Origin of the sequence: Mucilaginibacter arboris, assembly GCF_009754915.1 — a bacterium.
GTDB classification, from domain to species: Bacteria; Bacteroidota; Bacteroidia; order Sphingobacteriales; family Sphingobacteriaceae; genus Mucilaginibacter_A; species Mucilaginibacter_A arboris.
Genome location: NZ_WPIK01000005.1, coordinates 186210 through 211151 on the forward strand (window position 1 = coordinate 186210; position 24942 = coordinate 211151).

23 protein-coding genes are annotated in these 24942 nt (G+C 38.3%); 13 read left to right on the forward strand and 10 right to left on the reverse strand.

Going from position 1 to position 24942, the window contains the following annotated elements; translation table 11 throughout:
* Nucleotides 1-28 precede the first annotated feature (28 nt).
* Together glmS and GO621_RS07135 are read left to right on the forward strand one after the other, a co-directional pair.
* A complete protein-coding gene (gene glmS, locus GO621_RS07130) occupies nt 29-1864 on the forward strand; it encodes a glutamine--fructose-6-phosphate transaminase (isomerizing) (protein WP_157565528.1) in 1836 nt (611 codons plus the stop codon).
* Nucleotides 1865-2140: 276 nt separating this feature from the next.
* The gene (locus GO621_RS07135) at nt 2141-3076 is read left to right on the forward strand and encodes a hydrogen peroxide-inducible genes activator (RefSeq protein WP_157565530.1); all 936 of its coding nucleotides are present in this window, start codon (nt 2141-2143) and stop codon (nt 3074-3076) included.
* Between the two features lie 30 nt (nt 3077-3106).
* On the opposite strand, the gene GO621_RS07140 is transcribed toward GO621_RS07135, so the two are convergent.
* The 5 genes from GO621_RS07140 to GO621_RS07160 form a co-directional block, all read right to left on the reverse strand.
* Nucleotides 3107-4102: a quinone oxidoreductase family protein gene (locus GO621_RS07140; RefSeq protein ID WP_157565532.1), complete on the reverse strand. Its 996-nt coding sequence runs from the start codon at nt 4100-4102 to the stop codon at nt 3107-3109.
* 70 nt (nt 4103-4172) lie between these two features.
* On the reverse strand, nt 4173-4784 hold the full coding sequence (locus GO621_RS07145) for a superoxide dismutase (protein ID WP_157565534.1): 612 nt from the start codon (nt 4782-4784) through the stop codon (nt 4173-4175).
* A 150-nt stretch (nt 4785-4934) separates the two neighbouring features.
* Nucleotides 4935-5411 (reverse strand): nucleoside deaminase, encoded by a 477-nt coding sequence (locus GO621_RS07150; RefSeq protein WP_157565536.1) that lies wholly within the window; start codon nt 5409-5411, stop codon nt 4935-4937.
* 62 nt (nt 5412-5473) lie between these two features.
* Nucleotides 5474-5887, reverse strand: a complete 414-nt coding sequence (locus GO621_RS07155) for a type II toxin-antitoxin system VapC family toxin (RefSeq protein WP_157565538.1) — start codon at nt 5885-5887, stop codon at nt 5474-5476.
* A 6-nt stretch (nt 5888-5893) separates the two neighbouring features.
* Nucleotides 5894-6139, reverse strand: a complete 246-nt coding sequence (locus GO621_RS07160; protein WP_157565540.1) for a DUF6364 family protein — start codon at nt 6137-6139, stop codon at nt 5894-5896.
* A gap of 227 nt (nt 6140-6366) precedes the next feature.
* Here GO621_RS07160 and GO621_RS07165 point away from each other — a divergent pair, with 227 nt between their 5' ends.
* From GO621_RS07165 to GO621_RS07180, 4 genes are all read left to right on the forward strand, one after another.
* Nucleotides 6367-6585, forward strand: coding sequence for a hypothetical protein (locus tag GO621_RS07165; protein WP_157565542.1), 219 nt, complete (start codon nt 6367-6369; stop codon nt 6583-6585).
* 10 nt (nt 6586-6595) lie between these two features.
* Nucleotides 6596-6802, forward strand: coding sequence for a hypothetical protein (locus tag GO621_RS07170; RefSeq protein ID WP_157565544.1), 207 nt, complete (start codon nt 6596-6598; stop codon nt 6800-6802).
* Nucleotides 6774-7121, forward strand: coding sequence for a type II toxin-antitoxin system RelE/ParE family toxin (locus tag GO621_RS07175; RefSeq protein WP_232335604.1), 348 nt, complete (start codon nt 6774-6776; stop codon nt 7119-7121). Before GO621_RS07170 ends, GO621_RS07175 begins: the two co-directional genes overlap by 29 nt.
* Nucleotides 7122-7204: 83 nt before the next feature.
* Entirely contained in the window at nt 7205-8389 is a 1185-nt protein-coding gene (locus GO621_RS07180; RefSeq protein WP_157565546.1) for a class I SAM-dependent rRNA methyltransferase, read from the forward strand.
* A gap of 157 nt (nt 8390-8546) precedes the next feature.
* Here the strand turns inward: GO621_RS07180 and GO621_RS07185 are convergent, their stop codons facing one another.
* From GO621_RS07185 to GO621_RS07200, 4 genes are all read right to left on the reverse strand, one after another.
* On the reverse strand, nt 8547-9311 hold the full coding sequence (locus tag GO621_RS07185; RefSeq protein WP_157565548.1) for a TerC family protein: 765 nt from the start codon (nt 9309-9311) through the stop codon (nt 8547-8549).
* An 83-nt stretch (nt 9312-9394) separates the two neighbouring features.
* Nucleotides 9395-10741 (reverse strand): coiled-coil domain-containing protein, encoded by a 1347-nt coding sequence (locus GO621_RS07190; RefSeq protein ID WP_157565550.1) that lies wholly within the window; start codon nt 10739-10741, stop codon nt 9395-9397.
* The gene (locus GO621_RS07195; protein ID WP_157565552.1) at nt 10722-11279 is read right to left on the reverse strand and encodes a hypothetical protein; all 558 of its coding nucleotides are present in this window, start codon (nt 11277-11279) and stop codon (nt 10722-10724) included. The genes GO621_RS07190 and GO621_RS07195 overlap by 20 nt, the downstream gene beginning before the upstream one ends.
* The gene (locus GO621_RS07200; RefSeq protein WP_157565692.1) at nt 11276-11836 is read right to left on the reverse strand and encodes an RNA polymerase sigma factor; all 561 of its coding nucleotides are present in this window, start codon (nt 11834-11836) and stop codon (nt 11276-11278) included. The genes GO621_RS07195 and GO621_RS07200 overlap by 4 nt, the downstream gene beginning before the upstream one ends.
* Before the next feature lie 266 nt (nt 11837-12102).
* On the opposite strand from GO621_RS07200, the gene GO621_RS07205 reads away from it, so the two are divergent.
* From GO621_RS07205 to GO621_RS07230, 6 genes are all read left to right on the forward strand, one after another.
* Nucleotides 12103-14214: a carboxy terminal-processing peptidase gene (locus GO621_RS07205; protein WP_198170164.1), complete on the forward strand. Its 2112-nt coding sequence runs from the start codon at nt 12103-12105 to the stop codon at nt 14212-14214.
* Nucleotides 14215-14287: 73 nt separating this feature from the next.
* Nucleotides 14288-15439, forward strand: a complete 1152-nt coding sequence (locus GO621_RS07210) for a ligase-associated DNA damage response exonuclease (protein WP_157565556.1) — start codon at nt 14288-14290, stop codon at nt 15437-15439.
* 12 nt (nt 15440-15451) lie between these two features.
* Nucleotides 15452-17062 carry an ATP-dependent DNA ligase gene (locus GO621_RS07215; protein ID WP_157565558.1) on the forward strand — a complete coding sequence of 537 codons (1611 nt, stop codon included), beginning with the start codon at nt 15452-15454 and terminating at the stop codon, nt 17060-17062.
* Nucleotides 17063-18035: 973 nt separating this feature from the next.
* Nucleotides 18036-18530: a hypothetical protein gene (locus GO621_RS07220; protein ID WP_157565560.1), complete on the forward strand. Its 495-nt coding sequence runs from the start codon at nt 18036-18038 to the stop codon at nt 18528-18530.
* Nucleotides 18531-18542: 12 nt separating this feature from the next.
* The gene (locus GO621_RS07225; RefSeq protein ID WP_157565562.1) at nt 18543-19886 is read left to right on the forward strand and encodes an esterase/lipase family protein; all 1344 of its coding nucleotides are present in this window, start codon (nt 18543-18545) and stop codon (nt 19884-19886) included.
* 3 nt (nt 19887-19889) lie between these two features.
* Nucleotides 19890-21584, forward strand: coding sequence for a T9SS type A sorting domain-containing protein (locus tag GO621_RS07230; RefSeq protein WP_198170165.1), 1695 nt, complete (start codon nt 19890-19892; stop codon nt 21582-21584).
* Between the two features lie 165 nt (nt 21585-21749).
* Here GO621_RS07230 and GO621_RS07235 read toward each other — a convergent pair whose 3' ends face one another.
* Nucleotides 21750-23297: a glycoside hydrolase family 10 protein gene (locus GO621_RS07235; protein ID WP_157565565.1), complete on the reverse strand. Its 1548-nt coding sequence runs from the start codon at nt 23295-23297 to the stop codon at nt 21750-21752.
* Nucleotides 23298-23963: 666 nt separating this feature from the next.
* Here GO621_RS07235 and GO621_RS07240 point away from each other — a divergent pair.
* Complete coding sequence (locus GO621_RS07240) at nt 23964-24899, forward strand: hypothetical protein (protein WP_157565566.1); 936 nt, start codon at nt 23964-23966, stop codon at nt 24897-24899.
* The last annotated feature ends 43 nt before the right edge of the window (nt 24900-24942 follow it).

The window sequence follows — 24942 nt, forward strand, 5'->3', positions numbered from 1 at the left end:
TTAGCATACTCTTTTTAACGATACATTTATGTGTGGAATTGTTGGATACATAGGCAATAGGGACGCTTATCCTATTCTTATAAAAGGTTTACACCGCTTAGAATACCGCGGTTACGACAGTGCAGGTGTTGCCTTGTTAGACCAGGACCTTAAAGTTTATAAAAAGGCGGGAAAAGTAAGCGGCCTGGAGAATTTCGTCAAAGATATTCCTTTAAAAGGTACTGCCGGAATGGGGCATACGCGTTGGGCCACGCATGGCGCACCCAGCGATCGTAACTCTCACCCGCATTCATCCGGTAATAGAAAACTGACTATCATTCATAATGGCATCATCGAGAATTATGCTACCTTAAAAGAAGCATTGATCGAAAAAGGCCACGAATTTAAAAGTGATACCGATACTGAAGTTTTGATCCATTTGGTTGAAAACATTCAGGAAGAAACAAAATTAGGCCTAAAAGAAGCCGTACGTATAGCTTTAACACAGGTGATTGGTGCTTATGCCATTGTAATTATGAGCAGTGAGGAACCCGATCTGCTAATTGCAGCACGTAAAGGCAGCCCAATGGTAATTGGAGTTGGTAAAGGAGAATATTTTATTGCTTCTGATGCCACGCCAATTGTTGAATATACCAAAAACGTTATCTACTTAAATGATAACGAGATTGCTATTATTAGCAGGAATAACTTACTGATTAAAAGCATCGACAATGTTGTACAAACTCCGTATGTGCATGAGCTGGAGCTGAAGCTTGAAATGCTGGAAAAAGGTGGTTTCGACCACTTTATGATGAAGGAGATCTATGAGCAGCCGCGTTCCATCCGCGATTGTATGCGCGGCCGTATTTATCCGCAGCAAGGCCGGGTACAATTGGGCGGCTTAAAAGAATATGCCGAAAAGCTTAAAAACATCGACCGGATTATTATTGTGGCTTGCGGTACTTCCTGGCATGCAGGTTTAGTTGGCGAATACCTGATTGAAGAATACGGACGTGTACCGGTAGAAGTTGAATATGCTTCAGAGTTTCGTTACCGCAATCCGATCATCTCCGAAAAAGACCTGGTAATTGCCATTTCGCAATCCGGGGAAACAGCCGATACAATGGCTGCATTAGAACTGGCAAAAGATAAAGGTGCAACCATTTTTGGTATTTGTAATGTTGTTGGCGCATCTATTCCCCGCATTACGGATGCCGGCGTTTACACACATGCCGGCCCGGAAATTGGTGTAGCTTCAACCAAAGCATTTACAGCACAAGTTACGGTATTAACCCTTATTGCTTTATACATTGCACAAATAAAAGGAACGGTTAGCCAAAGCAAACTGATTACTTTGTTAACAGAACTTAATGAAATACCAGATTTAATTGAGCAGGCTTTAAAGCACAACGAGGAAATTAAAACCATTGCAGCGAAATTTAAAGATGCGCGGAATTTTTTATTTTTAGGGAGAGGAAGTGCTTTTCCGGTTGCACTGGAAGGTGCGCTTAAACTAAAAGAAATTTCTTACATCCATGCCGAAGGTTATCCTGCTGCCGAGATGAAACATGGCCCGATTGCTTTGATCGACGAAGAAATGCCAGTCGTTTTTATCGCTACCAAACATTCTTCCTACGAAAAAGTAATCAGCAACATTCAGGAAGTGAAAGCACGTCGCGGACAAGTGATTGCAATTGTTACCGAAGGCGATACAGAAGTGAAAAAAATGGCAGATTATGTGATCGAAATTCCGCAAACAGATGAAGCTTTTTTACCGCTACTGGCCACTATTCCATTGCAACTGCTGGCCTATCATATAGCCCTAATGCGCGGTTGTAATGTCGATCAGCCCCGAAACCTGGCAAAATCAGTAACAGTGGAATAGCAAAAAATACTTTTGAAATTTTTTTTTAAAATCGGTTGTATTTAAATTTTTAACCGATAAAAGAAGCATCAGATAAACTACATAACACTATAACAAGGAGCGCGTTGGCATTAAAATCAAGGCGCTTTTTTGTGTGCTAAAAGAAGCATGCTATTTTACACTAAATGCTTTTTTATTTCTTATTGGTGTTACTATCAATTTTATTGATACTTTATTCAAGTAATAAAAACAATAGATAAAATTGATAATTAGTATATTTGATATAAAATTATTGCTATGACTTTAGTTCAATTAGAGTATATTATTGCTGTAGATACTTACCGTAGTTTTGTAGTAGCTGCACAAAAATGCTTTGTTACACAACCAACTTTAAGCATGCAGGTACAAAAACTGGAAGAAACACTGGGCGTAAAATTATTCGACCGCAGCAAACAACCTGTTGTCCCTACAGATATTGGCATAGAAATTATCAATCAGGCCAGAACTGTTCTTATCGAAAACCAGAAGATTAAAGAACTTGTGAGCGACCGGCAAAAGGAGCTTTTCGGCGAATTGAAAATTGGCATTATTCCAACGGTTGCACCTTATTTGCTTCCTAAAATTATCAATGGTTTTGTAGAGAAGTATCCTTTAGTTAAATTAATTGTATGGGAAAAAACCACAGAAGAAATTATACAACAGCTTAAAACAGGCATGTTGGATTGCGGGTTGCTTTCTACCCCATTACACGAAAATAACTTAGTAGAGATCCCTGTTTTTTATGAAAATTTTGTAGCTTACGTTTCTAAAAACAGTTCCTTATTTAAAAAGAAAAGCATTTTACCTAATGATATTAACCTGGAAGAAGTATGGATTTTGAATGAAGGCCATTGCATGCGCGACCAGGTTTTAAATATTTGCCAGCGTAAAAGCAGCACCAAAAGTTTTCAGCATTTTGAATACAACACCGGAAGCGTAGAAACATTGAAACGCATGGTTGACCAAAACAACGGCGCAACAATTTTACCGGAACTGGCTTTGGAAGAGATGACCGTAAAGCAGTTAGATAAAGTACGGTATTTTAAATCGCCGGAACCGGCACGCGAAGTTAGTTTAGTGATACAGAAAAGTTTTTTAAAACGTAAAATGATTGATGCTTTAAAAAATGAAATAATAGACTTTATTCCGAAACGAATGCGCAGCAAAAAGAAAAAAGACGTAGTAGAAATCTAATACGCCTTTTTTTATGCGATAAAAGAAGCATCAGTTCCGCAACACGATTTTACCAAATTGTGCAGAATTATCCATTTTACGAACTGCTTTTTCTGCATCGGCCAAATCAAAAACTTCATCCACAACCGGAACAATTTTGTGTTCATTAATTAATTCCAGCATCGCCTTAAAGTCTTCCTGCGTTCCCATCGTCGTTCCTAAAAGTTGCAATTGCTTCCAAAAAATCTTACGTGCATTTAGTGCCGGTAAATTCCCTGCTGTTCCTCCAAAGAAAACAATCCTTGCCCCAGGGTTGCACAAATCGGGCAATTTTGCAAAGCTTTCACCCAAAGCACTGTCAATAATGACATCAAAACCCGCGGCCAATTGCTTCAACTGTTCGGCCCAATCCTGCGCTTTGTAATTTACGCCTGCGGCAGCGCCTAATTTTCGTGCTGCTTCAATTTTCTCGCTTGTACCGGAAGTAACAAAAACCTGGCATCCTGCAGCAACAGCCCATTGCAATGCAAAAGAACCTGTTCCGGCACCAACGCCAACAATTAATACTTTATCGCCTTTTTTAGCTTTTCCCTTGGTAAACAAAGCACGGTAAGCGGTTAAACCGGCAAGCGGAATGGCTGCAGCTTGTTCCCAGGTTAAATGGGCGGGTTTTGGGTAGAGATATTCTGCACCGGTTTTTACATATTCTGCAAAGGTCCCACTATCAGGCAAACCTAAAATTTTAAACTCTTTGCTTTGATAATCCTGATGTTCGCCCCAGTTATTTCCCGGATTGATAATCACTTCTTTACCAATCCAACTCTGATCTACACCTGGCCCAACTTCTGCAACAATACCAGAACCATCAGAACCTAAAATAGAAGGATATTTAATACCCGCATACTGCCCTTTGGTTATCCACCAATCGCGGCGGTTTAATGCCGCAGCTTTTACTTGTACCAGGACTTCGCCAAGCTCAGCCTTAGGTTTTTCCACATCTTTTAATATAAGCGGCTTATCCGCAGCTTCTAAAACAATAGCTTTCATAATTAATGAAATAAAAAAACCGGCATGAATGTTTATCCGTGCCGGCTGAAATTATGTAATAAAAGAAGTATTAAGCGGTAGCTTTTTTATACAACTCGTTTACTTGGTTCCAGTTTACTACATTCCAAAAAGCGGTTATGTAATCCGGCCTTCTGTTCTGATATTTCAGGTAGTAAGCGTGTTCCCAAACATCCATTCCTAAAATTGGCGTGCCTTTCACTTCAGCAATATCCATTAATGGGTTATCCTGGTTTGGCGTGGAGCTAACTTGTAATTTTTTATCAGCACCAACAGTTAACCAAGCCCAGCCAGAACCAAAACGGGTTGCACCAGCTTCTGCAAATTTGGTTTTAAAATCTGCAAAAGAACCAAAAGCACTGGTAATTGCAGAAGCTAATTCGCCGGAAGGTTCGCCGCCGCCATTTGGAGATAATAAAGTCCAAAACATGGTGTGGTTATAGTGGCCACCACCATTGTTACGAACAGCAGGCGGAAATTTAGAAATGTTTTTGATGATATCTTCGATAGGACTGTTCGCTTCTGGTTTACCTTCCAAAGCTTTGTTTAAGTTGGTAACATAAGCCTGATGATGTTTGCCATGGTGGATTTCCATCGTCATCTTATCAATATGCGGTTCTAATGCGTCTGTGGCGTAAGGTAACGCCGGTAATACAAATGCCATACGATTTTATTTAATGGTTAATAAATTGTGACTGATACAAACCTACATAAAATTTTTACCCGTGCTGTTTTTACCGGTAATAAATGAATTTAATGTGAGATTTTTGTACTAAAATATAAAGACACAAAAAGAAAATTTGTTCTGTAAAGACTAATTTTTAATTCGCTTTTTCCTAAAAAACGAGCGTACCAGTTCTGCACATTCATTTTCCATAATGCCGCCGGTAATTAAAGTTTTAGGGTGTGTGATACGCTGGTTGATACGGCCAAAGCCAAGTTTAGGATCATGGGCACCAAAAACAATTTTACCAATCTGGAACCAATAGCTTGCACCGGCACACATTACACAAGGTTCCATAGTTACGTAAAGCGTACAATTTTGCAAATACTTCCCTCCCATTGCATTTGCTGCTGCAGTTAATGCCTGCATTTCTGCATGTGCAGAAACATCATTTAACCGCTCTGTTAAGTTATGTCCGCGACCAATAATTTGTCCGTTGCAAACCACCAAAGCCCCAATCGGGATTTCATCTTCCTGCAACGCCGCTTCTGCTTCTTTCAAAGCCAATTTCATAAAAAAATCATCCGGCGAAACTACCGGATCATCTGTAAAACTGTAATATCTCATGTTGATTTTATTGTGTTAAAAACAGTATTTATCGCAGCTAAAGGAATAATAAAACCTGCTTTTTATAAATTTTTGACCAGATAACTTTCAGAAGTTATCACTTTAATTTGTGCCGCTTTATAATCTTTAATATTCCTGGTGATTAAAACAGTAATTTCATTTTCGATTGCTGTATTATATTGAATAGCATCTTCAAAATCATCAAAATCGGAAGCAATCGCCAGATCAATGGTCCTGCTTTCCACTGATAAAGTTGTAACAAGGGTTTTAAATTTAGCGATCAATTGCCGTGGATTTTTTACAGCGTACTGCGCATGCAAAATGTAATCAATGGTTGAAAAAGATAGTGCAGATACACAAATTTCAATTTCTTTTTTGTCAGCTAAAGAAAATAATTGCTCAGCAAAACTGTTAAATGGTTTTCTGCCAGAAAGTAAATCCAGGCAAATATCTGTATCCACAAAAACTCTTTCCATTATACTTTACTTCATGTACTTTTTGGAAAGATGATCTTTATAACTTTCCTTATAATCGTAATCTGAATTTAGTGGGATTGTACCTGAAAGGCTTTTTACAAAAGGTGTAACAGCAACTTTTTCTTTATTATCTGTCAAAAAATCTAAATGATTTTCGATCAATTTAGACAAACTCATATTTTTTGTTTTGGCATAAGATTTTGCCCTTTCGATAATAGCTGTATCCAGCTTTAAAGTGAGTTTTGTATCCATAAAATTTCTAATACGTACAAATATAAGCACGATATACGTATGATACAAATAGGGTATATTAGCATGATTATTTACATAAAAAATTATCCGGATAAATAACCGGGGCCATCTGTAAAACTTATCATATCCCATCTTAATTTTTATAGGGTAAAAACAGTATTGAAGGTGAAGCTATCAGGAGTTTTAACCGTTTCTTATTTATATCTTTAACTATTAAATCAATTGCAATGACAACTTTAACCATACGGATCCCGGAAGGATCGACACAAAAAGTATCCAGCTTTATTGAAGGCCTGGGCGGAGAAGTGGTTGCTGCGGAATTATCTAAAGAAGAATTGCGGCAGCAAACACTTGAAGAATTGGAAAAAGGTTTGAATGAAGCTTTTGATATTATCGAAGGAAAAGCAGAAAGGAAATCTTTAATGCAAGCTTTTTTAACTTGTTAACTTATATTAAATGAAAGTATTATTAGATATCAAAGACGATAAAGCAAGTTCATTACTTGAAGTATTGAAAGGCCTACATTATGTAAAAACAATTCCTATTACTGATAGCAAGGCTTTGCTTATTAAAGAAATTAAAGAAGCCGTAGAAGAAATGAAACTAATCAAGGCCGGGAAAAAACAAGGCCGTAATGCTGAAGATTTTCTTAATGAGCTATAGTGTCATAACCATTAAAACTTTCGAAAAGCAAGTAAAACGACTGACAAAAAAATACTTTTCGTTAAAAAACGAACTACTTGAGCTTGTTAAAAATTTAAAAGAAAACCCTAAACAAGGCACGTCGATTGGTGATAATTGTTACAAAATACGATTATCTATTTTCTCGAAAGGTAAAGGAAAATCTGGCGGCGCAAGAGTAATCATCAATGTTGTAATTACAGCCGAAATTGTTTATCTGTTGAACATTTATGACAAGTCAGAAAAAGAAAATCTCACTACCAAAGAATTACAGGAGTTATTGAAAGAGATTTCAATGTAAGGAAATTTAAAGCAAACCCTTCCAGCACTTTTCTCCCTTCCCAACCCTCCGCCTTTCCGCCCCAAATCCTACCTTTGTTTTTAATGAACGAAGTATTTCTAAAAAAAGGCAAAGAAAAAGCAGTATTACAACGCCATCCCTGGGTTTTTTCGGGAGCAATTGAAACTGTAAAAGGGAAACCCGAAAACGGTGAAATCGTAAAAACGCTAAACAGCAAAGGCGATTTTCTGGCTTATGGCTTTTACAACAACCAATCACGCGTGGCCGTGCGTTTGCTCGAATGGGACGATGCTGTTTTTATCGATGAAAAATGGTGGCGTACCAGGATTCAAACTGCTGTAAATAACCGGAAAACAGTTTTAAATGAGCAAACCAATACTTGCCGGTTAATTTTTAGTGAAGCTGATTTTTTACCGGGCCTGATCGTTGATAAATACGCCGGCCATCTTTCGGTACAGGTCCTCAATCTCGGTATAGAAAAGGTAAAGGAGGTTTGGATCGATGAACTGCAAAAACTGCTTCAGCCGGAAAGCATTTTCGACAGAAGTGATACTGCTTCGCGTTCGCACGAAGGATTGGAAGCTTCTTTTGGCTTGCTTTACGGCAGTAACCCGCCGGATTTTGTGGAGGTGAAAGAAAACGGGATCCGATATGAAGTAAGCATCTCCGAAGGACAAAAATCAGGTTTTTACTGCGATCAGCGTGATAACAGAAGATTAGTTGCACTTCATGCTGCCGGCAAAAAAGTGTTGGATTGCTTTGCTTACACCGGCGGTTTTAGTTTAAATTGCCTGCAACAAGGCGCCAAATTGGTTACCAGCGTAGATAGTTCTGCACTTGCAATTGAAACTTTGCAGAAAAATATCCGGCTCAATAATTTTGATGCTAAAAGAAGCATTGCTATTCAATCTGACGTGAATAAACAGTTGCGGAAGTTTAGGGACGAAGAGGAAAAGTTTGATCTCATCATTCTCGATCCGCCAAAATATGCACCTTCGCGTTCGGCTTTAGACCGTGCTTCCCGCGCTTATAAAGATTTAAACCGCTTGGCTATGTTGCTGCTGAATAAAGGTGGTTTGCTTGCTACGTATTCTTGTTCTGGTGCGATGGATATGCCTACTTTTAAACAAATTCTGGCATGGGCAGCATTAGATGCTGGTAAAGAAGTACAGTTTATCGGTCAGTTGGTGCAGCCGGAAGATCATCCGATCCGTTCTTCCTTCCCCGAAGGAGAGTATTTGAAAGGTTTGTTATGCAGGGTGAATTGAGCTACTGATTTATACGCTGCTGTCATTCCGATAAAGGAGGAATCTTCATCGAAAGGGAATGCATAAAGTTTTGTATGGTAAAAGAAGTATGGTAAGCAAGAATGATTTGAAGAAGGTTTCTCCCTGCGGTCGAAATGAGAACGAAAAAACACTTCTTTTACACTACATTTCCCAATTTCTTTTTTGATTTGGCGCGTAGCTTTAAATTCAGCGTTTCTACCATAATAGAAAAACCCATGGCAAAATATAAGTAACCTTTTGGAATATGCTGATCAAAGCCTTCTGCCAGCAGCGAAAAACCAATCAACAATAAAAATGATAATGCCAGCATTTTTACGGTTGGATGTGCGTTTACAAAATGGGCGACTGTACCCGAAGCCCACATCATAATGCCAACAGAAATAACCACAGCGGCAATCATCACTTCCAGATGGCTTGCAATACCAACGGCAGTGATAACAGAATCGAGCGAGAAAACAATATCCAGCAACACAATTTGTATAATAGTTGACCAGAAAGAATGCGGTTTTATATTTTCCTTGTCTTCATCACCGCCTTCAAACCGCTCATGGATTTCGCTGGTACTTTTATAGATCAGGAACAGCCCTCCAATAATCAGGATCAAATCGTGTCCGGAAATAGCCAGTTTTTCTACCCAATCCGGGTCGGTAATACCTATAAAATGCGAAAGATTAAATATAGGTTTGGTTAAACTCATGATCCAGGTAAGCGAAAGCAACAATAAAATCCGGGTAAACATGGCCAGGAACAAGCCTAACTTCCGGCCTTTATTTTGCTGATTGGCAGGTAGTTTTCCAGAAAGGATAGAAATAAATACAATGTTATCAATCCCCAAAACAATTTCCAGGATGGTTAAAGTAATTAGTGATATCCAGGCCTCGGGTTGGGTTAAAAATTCCATAAAAGCTATTTCTTATGGCGAAACTAACAAAAAACCCTGCCAAAATTTGGTCAGGGTTGCTTTATGACGAACTTTTATTAAACTTAGTTAAAAGTAACGCGCTGAAAATTAGATTTGATGGTTACTTTATTGTCTGATCCTGATTTACCAACATAACCTTTATAATTTTTAATAAAGTTAATTTTATGGTCGCTGCCGCTGTCTGGCTGGGTTAGTAATTTAATCCGGCTATCATTGTAGGTAAACTGAGTATGTTTTACCGTTACATCAAAAAGGAAGTTTTCTGATCCGTTCAAATCCAAAGAAACATTGGCAAAACTGGCATCAATATCCAGGTTTTTAAGGTTCTTGTCCAGGTTATTAATTTTTAAGCCAGAACCATATTGAACTTTAATATTGGCTGATGATTTAAGCCTTTCAATGTTTACCGGAGAAAATCCCATTACGGCATTCATGTTGCTTGCTGTACCTATTTTTAAGTTTCCGTATTCAAAATTTAAGTTTCCGCCATTTAAGGCTTCAATATCAGCATCAATAAATTGTAAACGGATATTATTTGCCGTATTGCTTAATTCTTTTGCGGTAAACTTTCCATAAGAGTTGTGGATGGTAACCCGCCCTTCCAGATCAGGTAAAACAACGGCGCCAAAACGGTTGGTAATATCCAATGCATTTTTTACCGGCATAAAAACAGTATAGTTAACCGAAATAGTGCGGTTGCCCCTGTAATTGTTCACGATCCGGTTGATACTAAACGTGCCTTTATTGTCCTGTTTTTCGATATTGGTTTTAAAAGAAACACCAGCCTGGTCCTGTGCAGAAACAATATTAATGCCATCCAGCAGTTTCTGTGTTTCTGCTTCATCTGTAGTACCTACTTTGATTTCTACATCAACCTTAAATTCATTTTTATTCCAGGTGTTCACCGTTATTTTTCCGTATTGGTTATCGATAGTCAGCTTATCGTTTTTATTAACCGGATAGCTTTTGCTAAACGTTTTTGTTTTTTCGATTAAATTTCCCGGTTGCTTTCCTTTATTACCGTCAGCATCGTTAAAACTGAAACCATTGTGCAAAATCTCGATGTGGGTTAAGCCATTGATGTTATTGGCTAATGCCCGGCTAAAATTTTTAAGGCTGTCAATCCTGATAAAATTAGTGATCGTATCTAACCTCATAAAACGAAGTTCTTTCAGGTTTTCAGCATTTTGCTTCAATAGCTCTTTGGTGTGCTGTTGCCTCAGATCCAGCACCTGCTTCTGCAAATCGCGCATGCTTTGCTGCAAATCCTTTATTTTCTGCTGATAATCCTTTTGCTGCTCTGCTGTTTCCGGTTTTTTAGGCGATGCCTGCTGTGCAAATCCTTCTGAAAAGGACAGCATTCCAAAAAGCAATGCCAGAAAGCCCGTTTTATATATTTTTAGTGCCATGGTTTTCTTGTTTTTTTGTTTGATTATATTGTTCAATTACTTCCAGTTGCTGATTTAGCAACTCTGTTTGTATCTGCAAATTTCGGATCATCGCACGCAAAACCCTTTCCTGGTTCGGGCTTGCAACCAATTCTTTGTTCAATTTTTTATAAGTTGAATCCATCTTTATAATTTCTGAATTAAACTCCTGATATAATTCAGGATCAGACTTTGCAATCGTTTTCAGTTCAACTCTCTTGCTTTCAACTTCAGAGGCATAATGCATTTGCTGCCGTGCATATTCCGGGTTAATCCTGGCCAGATCAATTGGCTGCTGATGCTGTTTTTGCAGGTAAAAAATAAAGCCTGCGCCCATTACCAGCATTACCAAAGCGGCAACGCGTAATACAAAACCCAGCGTAAAAGTTTTTTTAGGTTGATTTGCAATGGCTTGTCCTGGTAAACGTTTTTCTATTTTCGGCCACAAATCAGCTTCCGGTTCCTGATCGTTAAACTCATTTTTGTTTTGCTTGATAAAATCCTCTAATCCCTTGCTCATTTTAAATGTCCTTTTTGTTTTAAAATTTCAATCAGCTTTCTTTTTGCCCTTAAAAACTGCGTTCTGGATGAATTTACGCTGATATGAAGCACTTGTCCAATTTCCTCATGATCGTAACCTTCGAGCAGATAAAGCGAAAATATCACACGGTAAGCTTCTGGCAATAATTGCATTGCTTCTTTTATCCGCTCAATTTTCCATTCTGTTTCTTCATCGTCCGTTTCTTCTTCATTAGCTAAACAATCAACATCCGTTTCATCCAGGCCAACCAGTTCTGCTTTTCTTTTCCTTAAAAAATTAATTGCCCGATGGATTACAATCTGTTTGATCCAGGCACCAAAAGTTGTTTCCTGCCTAAAATCTTTAATCCTGCCAAAAGCATCTACAAAAGCTTCTTGTAACACATCGTTTGCTTCATCCGTATCATTTACAATGCGCAATGCCACATTATACATAGATTTAGAATAAAGTTTGTACAGCTCAAAATGAGCCGTTTTGTTGCCTTGCTTACACCTGGCAACAAGGTCAAAATGTTTATCTGTAAAAACGGCTTCCAATTGCAATCTGCTTTCGTATTAAAAGACACAAGAGTTTTTTAAACGTTACACTTATAATGTTGATAAAGAAAAATAGGCGATAAAAACAGCATTGGCAAGATGCGGCGTTTTAAGGATATTATTGTAAAAAACAATTGATTGTAATATTGTTATCATTGACGGAGTTAGTCATTTTGACTGTCTTTTTTTTGTTTTAGATTAGCAAACTGTATTTACTAAAAAGACGAATGTTTGGTATTGAGATTAATTTAATGTTTATAAAAAATATGTTCAAGAAGTTATATATGATGGCTATTCTGGGTGCTTCTGTAGCTTGCCATGCTACACCCGGACAGCCAATAAAAGTTGCAGGCTCTAAAAATTTAGAACCGGACGAACAACAGGCAATTGTTTGTAAAGAAGTAACCGAAATGATTACCAATTATAATTACAAAAAAATAAAATTAAACGATTCCATTTCAACGGTAATTTTTAACCGTTACATTAAATCATTGGATGAAAACCATAATTATTTTCTGGCTTCTGATTTAAACGATTTTGACCAGTACAAAACGCAGCTGGATGATGATTTGCAAAACGGCGAACTGAACCATGTATTTTACATTTTTAACGTTTACCAGAAACGCTACAATGAAAGGATAAAATACTCCCTGGACCAACTGAACAAAACTTACGATTTTACACAAAAGGATGAGTTTATGTTTAACCGGGAAGATCAGCCCTGGGTTTCGACGGTTAGCGATTTAAATAAGTTTTGGGACAAACGGGTAAAGTATGATTTATTAAACCTAAACCTGGCTACGCCCGATCTAACAAAAAATAAAGAAACGCTTAAAAAACGTTATGAAAACCTGATTATACAATCGGCAAAGCTAAATAACCAGGATGTTTTCCAGCTTTTTATGGATGCCTTTACCGAGTCGATCGATCCCCATACTAATTACTTCAACCAAAGTAACGCAGCTCAATTTAATATTGATATGTCTAAGTCATTGGAAGGTATTGGTGCATCATTATCATCCGAAAATGAATATGTAACTATCAAAACTATTGTAAAAGGCGGACCGGCAGAGCGAAGCAAATTGTTAACGGTAGACGATCGTATTATTGGCGTAGCACAAGGTAAAAACGGCGAATTTCAGGATATTATTGGCTGGCGTTTAGATAATGCGATCACCTTAATCCGAGGCCCGAAAGGGACAACTGTACGCTTGAAAATCCTTCCCAAAGGAAAAACAACTACCAACCCCAAAATTGTGGAGCTGGTACGCGAAAAGATAGTTTTAGAAGACCAGTTGGCCAGCAAAGAGATCAGAACTTATAATTCAAATGGTAAAACCGTTAAAATAGGGATCATCAATGTCCCCGGGTTTTATTTGGATTATAAAGCCTACCAGGCCGGAGATAAAAACTACCGCAGCATTAGCCGCGATGTAAAGCTGATTATTGACAGCCTGAAAGCACAAAAAGTAGATGGTATTGTAATGGATTTACGCCAGAACGGTGGCGGTTCTTTACCGGAAGCGATACAATTAACCGGATTATTTATCAAAACCGGTCCAGTGGTTCAAGTCCGGGATGTTAAAAACCGAATTGAGCAGGATGATGACGATGACCCATCTATTGCCTGGAATGGGCCTTTGGCTGTTCTGGTTGACCGTTTCAGTGCTTCAGCTTCCGAAATTTTTGCAGGTGCCATTCAGGATTACGGTCGCGGATTAATTGTTGGCACTCAAACTTATGGTAAAGGAACTGTACAATCAGCAATTGATTTGGATAAGGTAATTGGAAATTCTTTTTCAAGGTTATTAGCAAGCGTAAAAGGTAAATCAGCTCCTGCCAGTACAGGTACACCAACCAGTTTTGGCCAGATTAACCTCACTATTGCTAAGTTTTACCGGATCAGCGGCAGTTCTACCCAGCATAAAGGTGTAATTCCGGATATCAAGTTTCCATCAGCTATTCCTTTAGATAAGTATGGCGAAGATACGGAGCCTTCTGCCCTGCCGTTCGATATGATCGCCAGAAGCAGTTATACACCTGTAGGCAATTTTGCTGCGGTTATCCCTCAGCTTAAAACGCTACACGATACTCGGATGCAAACTAATGTAAATTACAAAAACCTGCTGGAAGATATTGCAGACTATAAAAAGAGGGATGCCGAAAAAACCGTTACCTTAAATGAAGCAGAGCTTAAAAAACAGCACGAAGAAGACGATGCCAAAACATTAGCACATGATAACGCCCGGAGGGCAGCGCTTGGTTTAAAACCTCTGATTAAAGGCGAACCACGGACTAAAGACAAGGATGCCGATTTCCTGAAAATAGAAGCCGGACAAATCCTGACAGATTATATTGGTTTAAAACCGCAATCCTGATACAAAACCTCCGGCTAAACCCCGGAGGTTTTTTGTTTCAAACTAAATTGCCGCTTCTCCGGTTATCATACCGATGGCAAAACAACTTCTCCAGTTTACTGATAATGGTATTTTTTGTGCCGAAGGAAACTTTTACATTGATCCGTGGAAACCGGTAGATGATGCTGTGCTTACCCACGCCCATGCAGATCATGCGCGAACCGGAAGTAAAAGATATTTAGCTCATGATCTTTCCAGAGAAATTTTAAAATATCGTTTAGGCGCTGATATTTCACTTCAAACCATTCCTTACGGAGAAACGGTTTATAAAAACGGTGTTCAGATTTCGCTTTTCCCTGCCGGGCATATTATTGGTTCGGCACAAATCCGGGTAGAATATAAGGGAGAAGTTTGGGTAGTTTCCGGAGATTATAAAGTGGAAGACGACGGTATTTCTACGCCTTTTGAACCTGTACGCTGTCATCATTTTATTTCAGAATGTACTTTTGGTATGCCGGTTTATCAATGGAAACCGCAGCAATTGATTTTTAACGAGATAAACCGCTGGTGGGAGAAAAACATAGAAGAAGGAAAAGCAACCATTATTGCAGGTTATTCGCTGGGAAAAGCACAGCGGATTCTTTGCAATCTTGATCTTTCGCTTGGTACTGTTTTTACGCATGGTGTTATCGAAAATACCAATGATGCTTTACGCAGAAACGGAATTGATCTGCCAAAAACAGTAAGAATCACGCCGGAAATTCCGAAAGAAGAAATAAAAAAAGGCATTGTGCTGTTGCCGCCATCGGCAGTTGGAAGTAATTGGATGAGAAAGCTCGCACCTTTTGAATTTGGTTTTTGTTCGGGATGGATGAACGTGCGCGGCGCCAAAAAACGACGTGCTGCTGATCGTGGCTTTGTACTTTCAGATCATGCCGATTGGGATGGCTTGATCTCAGCAATTGATGCTACGGGTTGCGAATCTGTTTATTTAACCCATGGTTATACAGCTACTTTTTCTCGTTATTTAAGAGAGATTGGGTTTGATGCGCATGAGGTTCATACTTTATATGGTGATGATGAGGATAGCTCCATCCCCGAAGGAGAAAAAAGCCTCATCCCCAACCCTTCTCCAGAGGAGAAGGGAGAAAAAGCGGAGACGCATAACGAAAAAACAGGTGTAAAAGAAGCATCATTGCCAGAAAGGCAAGCCCTCTCTCCTGGAGAGGATTTGGGTGAGGCTTAAAAAACAATCAACATGAAACACTTTGCCGCCTTATTTGCCGCTTTAGATGAAACCAACAAAACCAACGAAAAGGTAAATGCCATTAAAGCTTACTTTTTAACGGTAAACGATTCGGATAAAATGCACATGCTTGCTTTGTTTACCGGCAGAAAACCGCGCCGCCATATCAATTCCACATTAGTTAAAAACTGGGCGATTGAATTAGCTAATATTCCGGTTTGGTTATTTGAAGAAAGCTACCAGGTGGTTGGAGATCTGGCCGAAACTATTTCTTTGCTGCTTCCAATCAACACTAAATCTTCTGATAAAAGTTTAACGGAATGGATTGCAGAAATAAACCATTTAAACAAACTCGACGAAACCGAACGCAAAATTTGGCTGACCGAATCCTGGGCTTCTTTGTCGCGCCAGGAATGTTTTGTTTTTAATAAATTGCTGACCAGTAGTTTTCGCGTTGGCGTTTCTCAAAATTTAGTTGTAAAAGCATTGGCCGAAATATCTAAACTGGATGCTGCTACACTTACGCATCGGATTATGGGAAATTGGGATCCAGAAGTTTATACTTTCGAGCAGTTAATGGAAGAACAAGGCGCATTGGATGATCTTTCCCGGCCTTATCCTTTCTTTTTAGCTTATCCGATACAGGAAACTTCCGAAAGGCAAAAATCACCAGAGGAAATGCAAACGGCTTTAGGAAATGCTGACGAGTGGCAGGCAGAATGGAAATGGGATGGCATCCGGGCACAAATCATCCATCGAAAAGGAGAAATATTTATCTGGAGCCGGGGCGAAGATTTGGCAACCGATAAATTTCCGGAACTCCATCCTTTCATTCAGGCCTTGCCAGACGGAACGGTTTTAGATGGAGAACTGCTTACTTTTAAAGATGAACTGCCGCTGCCTTTTAGTCTGTTGCAAACGCGTATCGGAAGAAAAAACCTTACCAAAAAAATATTAGAAGAAAACCCGGTTGCTTTTATTGCTTATGATTGTTTGGAATTTGCAGGCGAAGACATCCGAAGTAAAACACAAACAGAACGCCGCGTAATATTGGAGCAATTACAGCGCGATACTTCTTTTAGCACTATATTTCGTGTATCGCCCATCATTAATTTTAATAGTTGGGAAGAACTGGCAGAGATCAGGAAACAATCCAGGGAAATGGTTTCTGAAGGGATTATGCTGAAACGAAAAAACGCAACTTACCAGGTTGGGCGCAAACGCGGCGATTGGTGGAAGTGGAAAATCGATCCGCTTTCTGTAGATGCCGTAATGATCTATGCACAAAAAGGCCATGGCCGCCGAGCTGATCTTTATACCGATTACACTTTTGCCGTTTGGGATGGTGATCGTTTGGTTCCTTTTGCCAAAGCTTATTCCGGTTTAACTGACCAGGAAATTGGCAAGGTTGATTCTTTTGTAAAACGGAATACGCTGGAAAAATTCGGACCGGTACGAACGGTAAAACCAGAACTGGTTTTTGAAATTGGTTTTGAAGGGATTAATAAATCATCCCGGCACAAATCAGGAATTGCCTTGCGTTTTCCTCGGATTTTACGCTGGCGGCACGATAAGAAAATGGAGGAAGCGGATACTTTGGAAAGTTTGAAAAGTTTGCTGTGATGAAGGTTGAGATGATGCTTCTTTTACCGGTGTTTTTTTATTAGATATTATCTATCTTTAAATCAGACAAAAAGTCACTAACTGACCTATAAGGTTTTGAAAACCTTATAGGTCAGTTAGTGACTGCGGCATCCCATCAAAAAGATAATATTATAATAATTTTGAACTTTCTAATTGGGATGTCAAGCTGGGTTTTGCATAACAAATACATTCTTCGAACGCCAGTAATTTCTAATCCAATATTAAACTTTTTACGGATACCTGCCGCTTGTTTCACAAATAAAATAAACAAGAGAACGCAAATGCAAGGTTACAAAATTGGATACTTTCAATGCTTCTTTTAACCAGGTTTTTTAATTGTAAAGCAAGTATTCAATCCGAGGTTCATCATAAACATACGATCTACTGGTTCGGATTTGCAATCCGGTCTTTTTGAACTAAGGATTTTTAATCCCAATATTAAACTTTTTACGGATACCTACCGCTTGTTTTTTTAAATAAAATGAACAAGTGAACACAACCCAAAGTTACAATATTGGATACTTGCAATGCTTCTTTTAATCTACTGGTCCGGATTTGCAATCCGGTCTTTTTGAACTAAGGATTTTTAATCCCAATATTAAACTTTTTAAGTATAGCTGCCGCTTGTTTTATAAATAAAATAAACAAGGGAACGCAAACCCAAAGTTAAAATATTAGATACTTGCAATGCTTCTTTTAGCCAGGTTTTTAATTGTAAAGCAAGGATTCAACCCTAGGTTCAATATAAACACACTACTTATTTTATATTTCCCTAACCTAAATTTGCTTTTATCAAAATAAGCACGTAGGTTTATTGTATCCAATTTGTTACCTAATAAGCTTTCGTAATACTATAACTAAAGCACCTGTTGCTCTTGCTGTATAAAAACGTATTTTCTTTTTGCTAATTCTTTAATTAAAAATGCTTATGAAAACACTAACCTGCCTGTTTATGAAAACACTTAAAACCTTATCCTTATTGCTGTTTTTTTTACCATTCTTGGTTTCCTGTGCAAAAGAGAAACTAACTAAAGCCACCCAAACTGGTGCCAATACTTTTTCTTGCAAAATAAATGGTAAGGTTTATGTTGCAAAAACAAGCCTTCTTTCTCCTGGCCTTACTGGTGGCCTTCGTGGTGCGCCAGGAAGATATGAATTTGAAGTTGAAGCTGTGGTTTATAGCAGTGGAAATAATGATAATTATACTATAGGATTGTCTTCCGGTCCTGGTATATCTGAAGGAGTCTACCCTATAAGTTCTGGTTATGTTGACCCTAATACTGGTTACTACATAAGATATAATCCAAATAATGCGACTATAAATTTTACCCACATTGATTATGCACAACATATAATATCTGGGACTTTTTCTTTTACTGCTGTAAATACAAAAGATGCCAACGATGTGATAGCTATTACCGATGGCCGGTTTGATATGAAAAACTAAAAACTACTGGATATGAAAAAATTACTACTTTTTCTAATTGTTTTTGCCAGCTTAACCGTTAAAGCACAAACACCTAAAAACTTTACACAAACCGCTGATAGTTGTTTATTTAATTTAGATAAATCTGGTGTTACTACCGGTATTTTATATGACCGTGTTTTTCCATTTGCAGGATTGGCAATTTTTAACCAAAATTATGCAGACACTTCCTCCTTTACCCATTTTAAACAAGGATATAACGAGCTTTATGATGCAGCTTACTCGAATGGAGGAATGATTACACCTGAGAATTTCAATCAGCAAATTTTAGATAAAATAAATAACGGTATCTACCCGATAGGTATTCTCAACTATAGGTTTAATTATCTGGATACTATGGCTGTAGAGCATAATCTAATATACAATAGCGGCTTGTTGTTGTATGACGTGCCCAATAGAACGAGTTCGCCGTACATTGAAAGGTTATTAAGTTTAGGTGCTGTTTTAGCTGATAGCATTACGACTGGTACACCATATTTTGAATTGTCGCCATCTCTATATTTAAACAATACAGGGAATGCTGTAGCAAATGTTAACGTTGATTTTGCAGACGGTACTGGTTTACATCAACTTGGTTTAGGTCAGGGTATAAGTATAAATTATTCATCCGGAGGCTTTAAAACAATTCATTATTATATCAACTATACAAACGGGCAACAGGTTGAAACTTATAGTTCTATTTATATAATTATTTCTTCTATTGCTTCTTCCCAAAAAGTACAAGGTATACCAAATGGCACACCTTCACCTTGTAATGGGTTTGATGCACCAGAAGTGCTGCCTACAATTGTTTCAAATATATCTTATCAAGGTTATGAAAATGAGTCTTCTCCTATAATTGGTCAAGGACAGGCAACTATTATTTACCATACAAATACCTGTGATCGCGTTTTGAGAAAGCCGATTATCATTTTAGATGGTTTTGATCCTGGAAGTCAGCACAAGCTTAAATATTTACAAGACCATCTTGTGTATAACGGAACACAAAACTTTGGAGAAGAGATGTTAGCCAAAGGATATGATATTATATTTATGGACTATCCAGATTATTATTTTAATGGTATACACATTGATGGTGGCTCAGATTATATTCAGCGGAATGCTTTTACACTGATTAAGCTTATTCAAATGGTTAACCAAAAGCTACAAGATAACGGAAGTACAGAACAACTTGTTGTAGTTGGCCCAAGTATGGGTGGTTTGATTAGCCGTTATGCTTTAGCTTATATGGAACATCACAGTATGCCGCACAACACTCGGCTTTATGTTTCTTTTGATTCTCCACATTTAGGTGCAAACATTCCTATAGGAGATTAGTGGGTGCTGGATTATTTGGGGAATGCGTTACATTTAACACCTGCAAAAGATAAACTAAATTTAAATATCAACACAGCTGCTGCAAAAGAAATGTTACTACACCATTATTTAACTAATACGGAATCTCCTACGCCATACTGGACACGTGATAGTTTTATGCAGGAGTTGAACAATTTGGGTTTTCCAACACAGTTAAGAAAAATTGCTTTGATAAATGGTTCTGGCATTGGTACCCAATTGGGGAATTTTGGAGCTATGGATCTTCACTTAGGTGTTCAGCCAACAATTCTTACCAGGGTGCTTTTAGGAGGTATTTATTTTATTGGTTTTAAATCATTGGTTATGAAGGTTGTTAAAAGTATAGCACAAGCGGCAGGAGTAAACATAGAGTTAACAAAAACTATTGACACACAAGCATGGTACACAGCAGGGTATAATGGAAGAAACCAGGTTTTTCATGGTGAATTGCTTGGATGGCTTGTAAAAAGAACCCGTTATGCTTCAACATTTAGTAATTCAATTGGACTTGATAATTCCATGGGAGGCTATTACAATGCACAACAACAAATAGCGGATGGATTTAAAGAAGGCTTTCCTAGTTACATAAAACCATTTTTTAAACCTACAATTTTTACTCTTTTACCTACACATTCTTTTATACCAGCAAAAAGTTCACTTGCTGTAACGAACGGTTCAAATTTTGGTGAAGATTTTAGTAACAGGAATTTAGTAACTACTACAGAAACACCTTTTGACAGTTACTTTACGCCAAATACTAACGAAGACCACGTATCTCTTACAGATTGCAGTGCTAAATGGCTTACAAAGGAAATTGATAATCAGCCTCAAGCCCCGGTAGGCGTTAAATATACCATTTCCGGTTCCGATCAATTCTGCACTTCAGGTACTTACTCCATCCCCGGTTTACCTGCCGGTACAACTGTAGCATGGAGTGCGAACCCAAACATTGTAAGCATTAGCACCACAAATAATGTAGCAACGCTTAACAGGTTAAATAATGGGACTATTAGCCTTACCGCTACTGTAAGTTCTGCCTGCGGTAATGTTCCCTTGCCTTCTAAACTGGTAACCGTAGGTTCAAAACTCAGTGGGTACATTCAAGGCCATGATATGTGTACCAATTCTGCCGGTGCCGTATTTTCCATATCGCCTGTTGCTGGTGCTACAGATTATCAATGGGCGATTTATCCTAACCCACAAAATTTTTCAATTAATGGTAATGGAGGCTCTTATGTTGATGTTTCAAATTGGACCTCCCCCGGAGGTTATTCCATGACGGTAACCATTACAACGCCTTGTGGTACAGTAGGGGATGAATATTCTTTTGCTGTGATAAGGAACGACCCCATGAAAAACTGCAATACTGGTGGCGGTTCTGATAGCTTTAGCTATTATCCCAACCCGGCAGGCAATAGTATGACTATCACTACTTCATCTGCCAGCACCCCTTCTGCCGATGTTACACCAACTTCATCAACCAGCAGTACAAGCAATACCAAACAATGGCCTTTCAGTTATAAAATCTATAACAAAACCGGTAAAGTTTTAAAGCAAGGTTCTTCGGCAAAAGGAGAAGATGTTATGGTAGATACGCGTGACCTGCTTTCTGATAATTATTTTTTACATGTACTTATTGGCAAACAGGAAATACAAAAACAGATCGTTATACAGCATTAATCTAACCCTTAACCAATTATTAGGTGGTAAAAGAAGCATTAGCTGTTTTTACTGCCTTTAAATTATTGGCAGGCAGGTCACTAACTGACCTATAAGGTTTTGAAAACCTTATAGGTCAGTTAGTGACTTCGGCGCTGTAATGAATAGCTGATGCTGTTTTTATCGCTATAAACTATTGGCAGAAAGGTTAACCACCGCCGTGTTAGAGGGGTAACTCTCGTTCTTTATCCGGTCTAACGCCGTTACCACGTATTGGTAGGTTTTTCCAACTTCGGCGGTCTGGTCTTCAAAAGTGCGCTGCTGGCTATAAGTAACGTTAAGAATGTGCTTCGGATCGGTAAGGTTGATCGGTTCGTGCTGGTCAAACCGGTAAACAACATAACCAAAAGCGGTATCTCCATCCGTAGCAGGCAGAGGTAGTTGCCACTGTAAGTTAACCAATTTTCCTGTTGCTTTTGCCGTTAATTCACGCGGAATATTAGGCGTTACACCATCGCGCCACAACATTACCGGAGGCAATGCCGGATAACGGTAAAAATCTGTTTTCAGGCTATCCGTAAAACCTAATAAATTACGTTGCAAAGACTTGGAGCTAAAGTAAACGCTTCCTTGTACGCGCGGGTTTTGCCTTTCGTACCGAATTTGTTTTGGCATTTGATCAGCTTCTTTCCAACTTGCACTCATTCGTTCATTAATGCGATAGGTAGCCATGCCAATGTATAAATGTTTGCCGTAAGTGTTGTTGCTCCACCAATCTACTAACTTCTCAAAAGCGGCAGCCCGATTGTTAAACGGCCAGTAAATTTGCGGGTTGATGTAATCCAGCCAGCCTTCTTTTATCCATTTTCTTGAATCGGCAAATTGCTCATAATAAGAAGAACCGCCACCTGTTTCAGAACCTTCTATATTTTGGCGCTTGTTTGCCCAGATACCAAACGGGCTAATCCCAAACTTGATATAGTTTTTATGATGATGTATACTATCGCTTAAAGCATGGATCAGGGTATCTACATTGTGCCGGCGCCAGTCTTTAATATCAGTAAAACCATCCGGATGGTCTTTAAAAGTTTGTGCATCATCAATATGTTGTCCATCTACCGGGTAAGGGTAGAAATAGTCATCCAGGTGCACGCCATCAATATCATAATTATCCACTACGTCTAAAATTACTTTGATAATGTATTCGCGCACTTCCGGCAAACCAGGATTAAAAAGCTTTCTGCCGGCATAAGTAAAAAACCAATCTGGTTTTTGTTTAGTGATATGGCTATCACTTAAACCTCTTTCATTAGCCGAAAATGTGGCCCGATAAGGGTTAAACCAAGCATGCAATTCCATACCCCGCTGATGGGCTTCGGTAATAGCAAACTCTAAGGGATCGTAAGCAGGGTTTGGCGCCTTGCCTTGTTTACCGGTTAACCATTGCGACCATGGCTCGCGGCTTTTCGCGTATAAAGCATCTGCTGCTGGCCGTACCTGGAACATTACTGCGTTGATTCCGGTTTGATGATGGGCGCTGAGGATTTCTAAAAGTTCCTGCTGTTGCTGCTGCGTACTGCTTTTACTGCTGCTTGGCCAGTCAATATTAGTTACTGTTGCAATCCAAACTCCTCTAAGTTCTCTTTTTGGCTGAGGCATAATTTGTTGCCCATGCACTAACCCAATCACACAAACTAAAAACAGCAACAGTAAAGCCCTTATACAATTATTCATTAATCTACTTATTAAAAACGGCAAAGATACTTAAACTCAATGCAATGAATTTTATTGGAACAAAAAATTTAATTCCTACAAAATCAACAAAAAATAAAACTTAAATAAATTGCTTTTACCTTGCCATCCGGTATACCAAAGCCGTTTTTTTTGTTTGAGATTTCCTAATTTTTTATTGAAGTTGTTTGAACTTTTTTTTCTGGCCCTCTTTTTTTTTAAGGTCGATGCTTCTTTTATCACCTAAAAATGCTGGTCATTAAATTTTGATTTTTTAGGCCGGTGCTTCTTTTATCACCTAAAAAATGTTAACTATTGCTTTTTTGATCCATTAAAGACCTATAAGGTTTTGAAAACCTTATAGGTCTTTAGTGATTAAATGTAAACACCAATTTTACCCGGTAAAAGAAGCATGGGCACCAAACCTGGGCCTGCCGAAGGACCAAATTTAAATTGGTGCCAAAAAGTTTAAACAACCTCATTGATTAAAACGTAAATATACTATCTTCGGTTATGTATTTTTTTGCTTTTGGTACAATATTCAATGTATAATCATAGTTTTATCAAAAATATTAACCAATTAAATAAGTAGCATTTGTAATTTAAACCGAAGGTTTACCCAGTAAAACTTACATTTTGAAAAACTCTTTATTCATTTAAACCTAAAACATGGACAATCAAAACCCGCAAACGCCTGCCAAAAAATCCAATTTAATTTATTTTTTAATTGTTGTTGTACTGGCACTGCTTGGCACGAACGCTTATTTGTATTTTCAAAAAAATAAATCAGATGAAAAACTGGTTTACCAGATTAATGATGATAATAAAACATTGGTAAAAACGCAAACTACTTTAAAAGCATCATTAGATAGTTTAACAAATCAGCTTGATTCTGCCAATAGCGGAAAGCACCGGGTTTCGCAGGAGTTACAAGCAAAAGATCAAGAGTTAAAAGCTAAAATTACGCAGTTAAGAAAAGCGCTTGCCAGCGGAAACCTTACCGCCAGCGAGTTGCGTTCTGCCCAGGAAGATATTAAGCAACTGCGTTACTTTGTTACAAAATATACAGCAGATATTGAGGAACTCAAACAACAAAACGCGTCTTTAACTACCGAACGTGATACGCTTAAAACCAATTTGGCTACGGTTAACCAAAAAGCAACAACCTTGCAACAGCAAAACCAGGAGCTGAACACTAAAGTGCAAACGGCTGCAGCTATTAAAACATCATCCGTAGCTATTACTGCTTATAAAATTAAGAATAGCGGAAAAGAAGTGGATGTTACGCGTGCATCTACCGCTAAAAAAATCAAAGTTAACTTTACCGTTACTACTAATGAACTGGCAACAAAAGGCCTGCACGACATTTATTTAAGAATAATTGACCCGACAGGGAACCTGGTAACTTCCGGGGATTCCGGCAATTTTACCATTAACGGCCAGGATTTACAATATACTTATAAAAGCTCTATTGATTTTAAGAATGACGGGAGCGGCTATACTATTGACTGGGTTAGCCCGGCAGCATTTCAAAAAGGGACCTATTCGGTTTTATTATATGCTGATGGTTACCAAATGGGCAAATCATCTTTCAACTTAAGATAAAAACCACATTAGCTTTTTTAAAAAAGGGACTTTGACCAGTCCC

Coding starts and splice junctions, on each gene's coding strand:
- GO621_RS07170 (WP_157565544.1), top strand. CDS start 6,596: ATGAAAGTATTATTAGATATCAAAGACGATAAAGCAAGTTCATTACTT.
- GO621_RS07215 (WP_157565558.1), top strand. CDS start 15,452: ATGAAACACTTTGCCGCCTTATTTGCCGCTTTAGATGAAACCAACAAA.
- glmS (WP_157565528.1), top strand. CDS start 29: ATGTGTGGAATTGTTGGATACATAGGCAATAGGGACGCTTATCCTATT.
- GO621_RS07240 (WP_157565566.1), top strand. CDS start 23,964: ATGGACAATCAAAACCCGCAAACGCCTGCCAAAAAATCCAATTTAATT.
- GO621_RS07160 (WP_157565540.1), bottom strand. CDS start 6,139: ATGGATACAAAACTCACTTTAAAGCTGGATACAGCTATTATCGAAAGG.
- GO621_RS07225 (WP_157565562.1), top strand. CDS start 18,543: ATGAAAAAATTACTACTTTTTCTAATTGTTTTTGCCAGCTTAACCGTT.
- GO621_RS07175 (WP_232335604.1), top strand. CDS start 6,774: ATGCTGAAGATTTTCTTAATGAGCTATAGTGTCATAACCATTAAAACT.
- GO621_RS07180 (WP_157565546.1), top strand. CDS start 7,205: ATGAACGAAGTATTTCTAAAAAAAGGCAAAGAAAAAGCAGTATTACAA.
- GO621_RS07235 (WP_157565565.1), bottom strand. CDS start 23,297: ATGAATAATTGTATAAGGGCTTTACTGTTGCTGTTTTTAGTTTGTGTG.
- GO621_RS07140 (WP_157565532.1), bottom strand. CDS start 4,102: ATGAAAGCTATTGTTTTAGAAGCTGCGGATAAGCCGCTTATATTAAAA.
- GO621_RS07150 (WP_157565536.1), bottom strand. CDS start 5,411: ATGAGATATTACAGTTTTACAGATGATCCGGTAGTTTCGCCGGATGAT.
- GO621_RS07165 (WP_157565542.1), top strand. CDS start 6,367: ATGACAACTTTAACCATACGGATCCCGGAAGGATCGACACAAAAAGTA.
- GO621_RS07185 (WP_157565548.1), bottom strand. CDS start 9,311: ATGGAATTTTTAACCCAACCCGAGGCCTGGATATCACTAATTACTTTA.
- GO621_RS07155 (WP_157565538.1), bottom strand. CDS start 5,887: ATGGAAAGAGTTTTTGTGGATACAGATATTTGCCTGGATTTACTTTCT.
- GO621_RS07210 (WP_157565556.1), top strand. CDS start 14,288: ATGGCAAAACAACTTCTCCAGTTTACTGATAATGGTATTTTTTGTGCC.
- GO621_RS07135 (WP_157565530.1), top strand. CDS start 2,141: ATGACTTTAGTTCAATTAGAGTATATTATTGCTGTAGATACTTACCGT.
- GO621_RS07195 (WP_157565552.1), bottom strand. CDS start 11,279: ATGAGCAAGGGATTAGAGGATTTTATCAAGCAAAACAAAAATGAGTTT.
- GO621_RS07190 (WP_157565550.1), bottom strand. CDS start 10,741: ATGGCACTAAAAATATATAAAACGGGCTTTCTGGCATTGCTTTTTGGA.
- GO621_RS07205 (WP_198170164.1), top strand. CDS start 12,103: ATGTTCAAGAAGTTATATATGATGGCTATTCTGGGTGCTTCTGTAGCT.
- GO621_RS07145 (WP_157565534.1), bottom strand. CDS start 4,784: ATGGCATTTGTATTACCGGCGTTACCTTACGCCACAGACGCATTAGAA.
- GO621_RS07220 (WP_157565560.1), top strand. CDS start 18,036: ATGAAAACACTTAAAACCTTATCCTTATTGCTGTTTTTTTTACCATTC.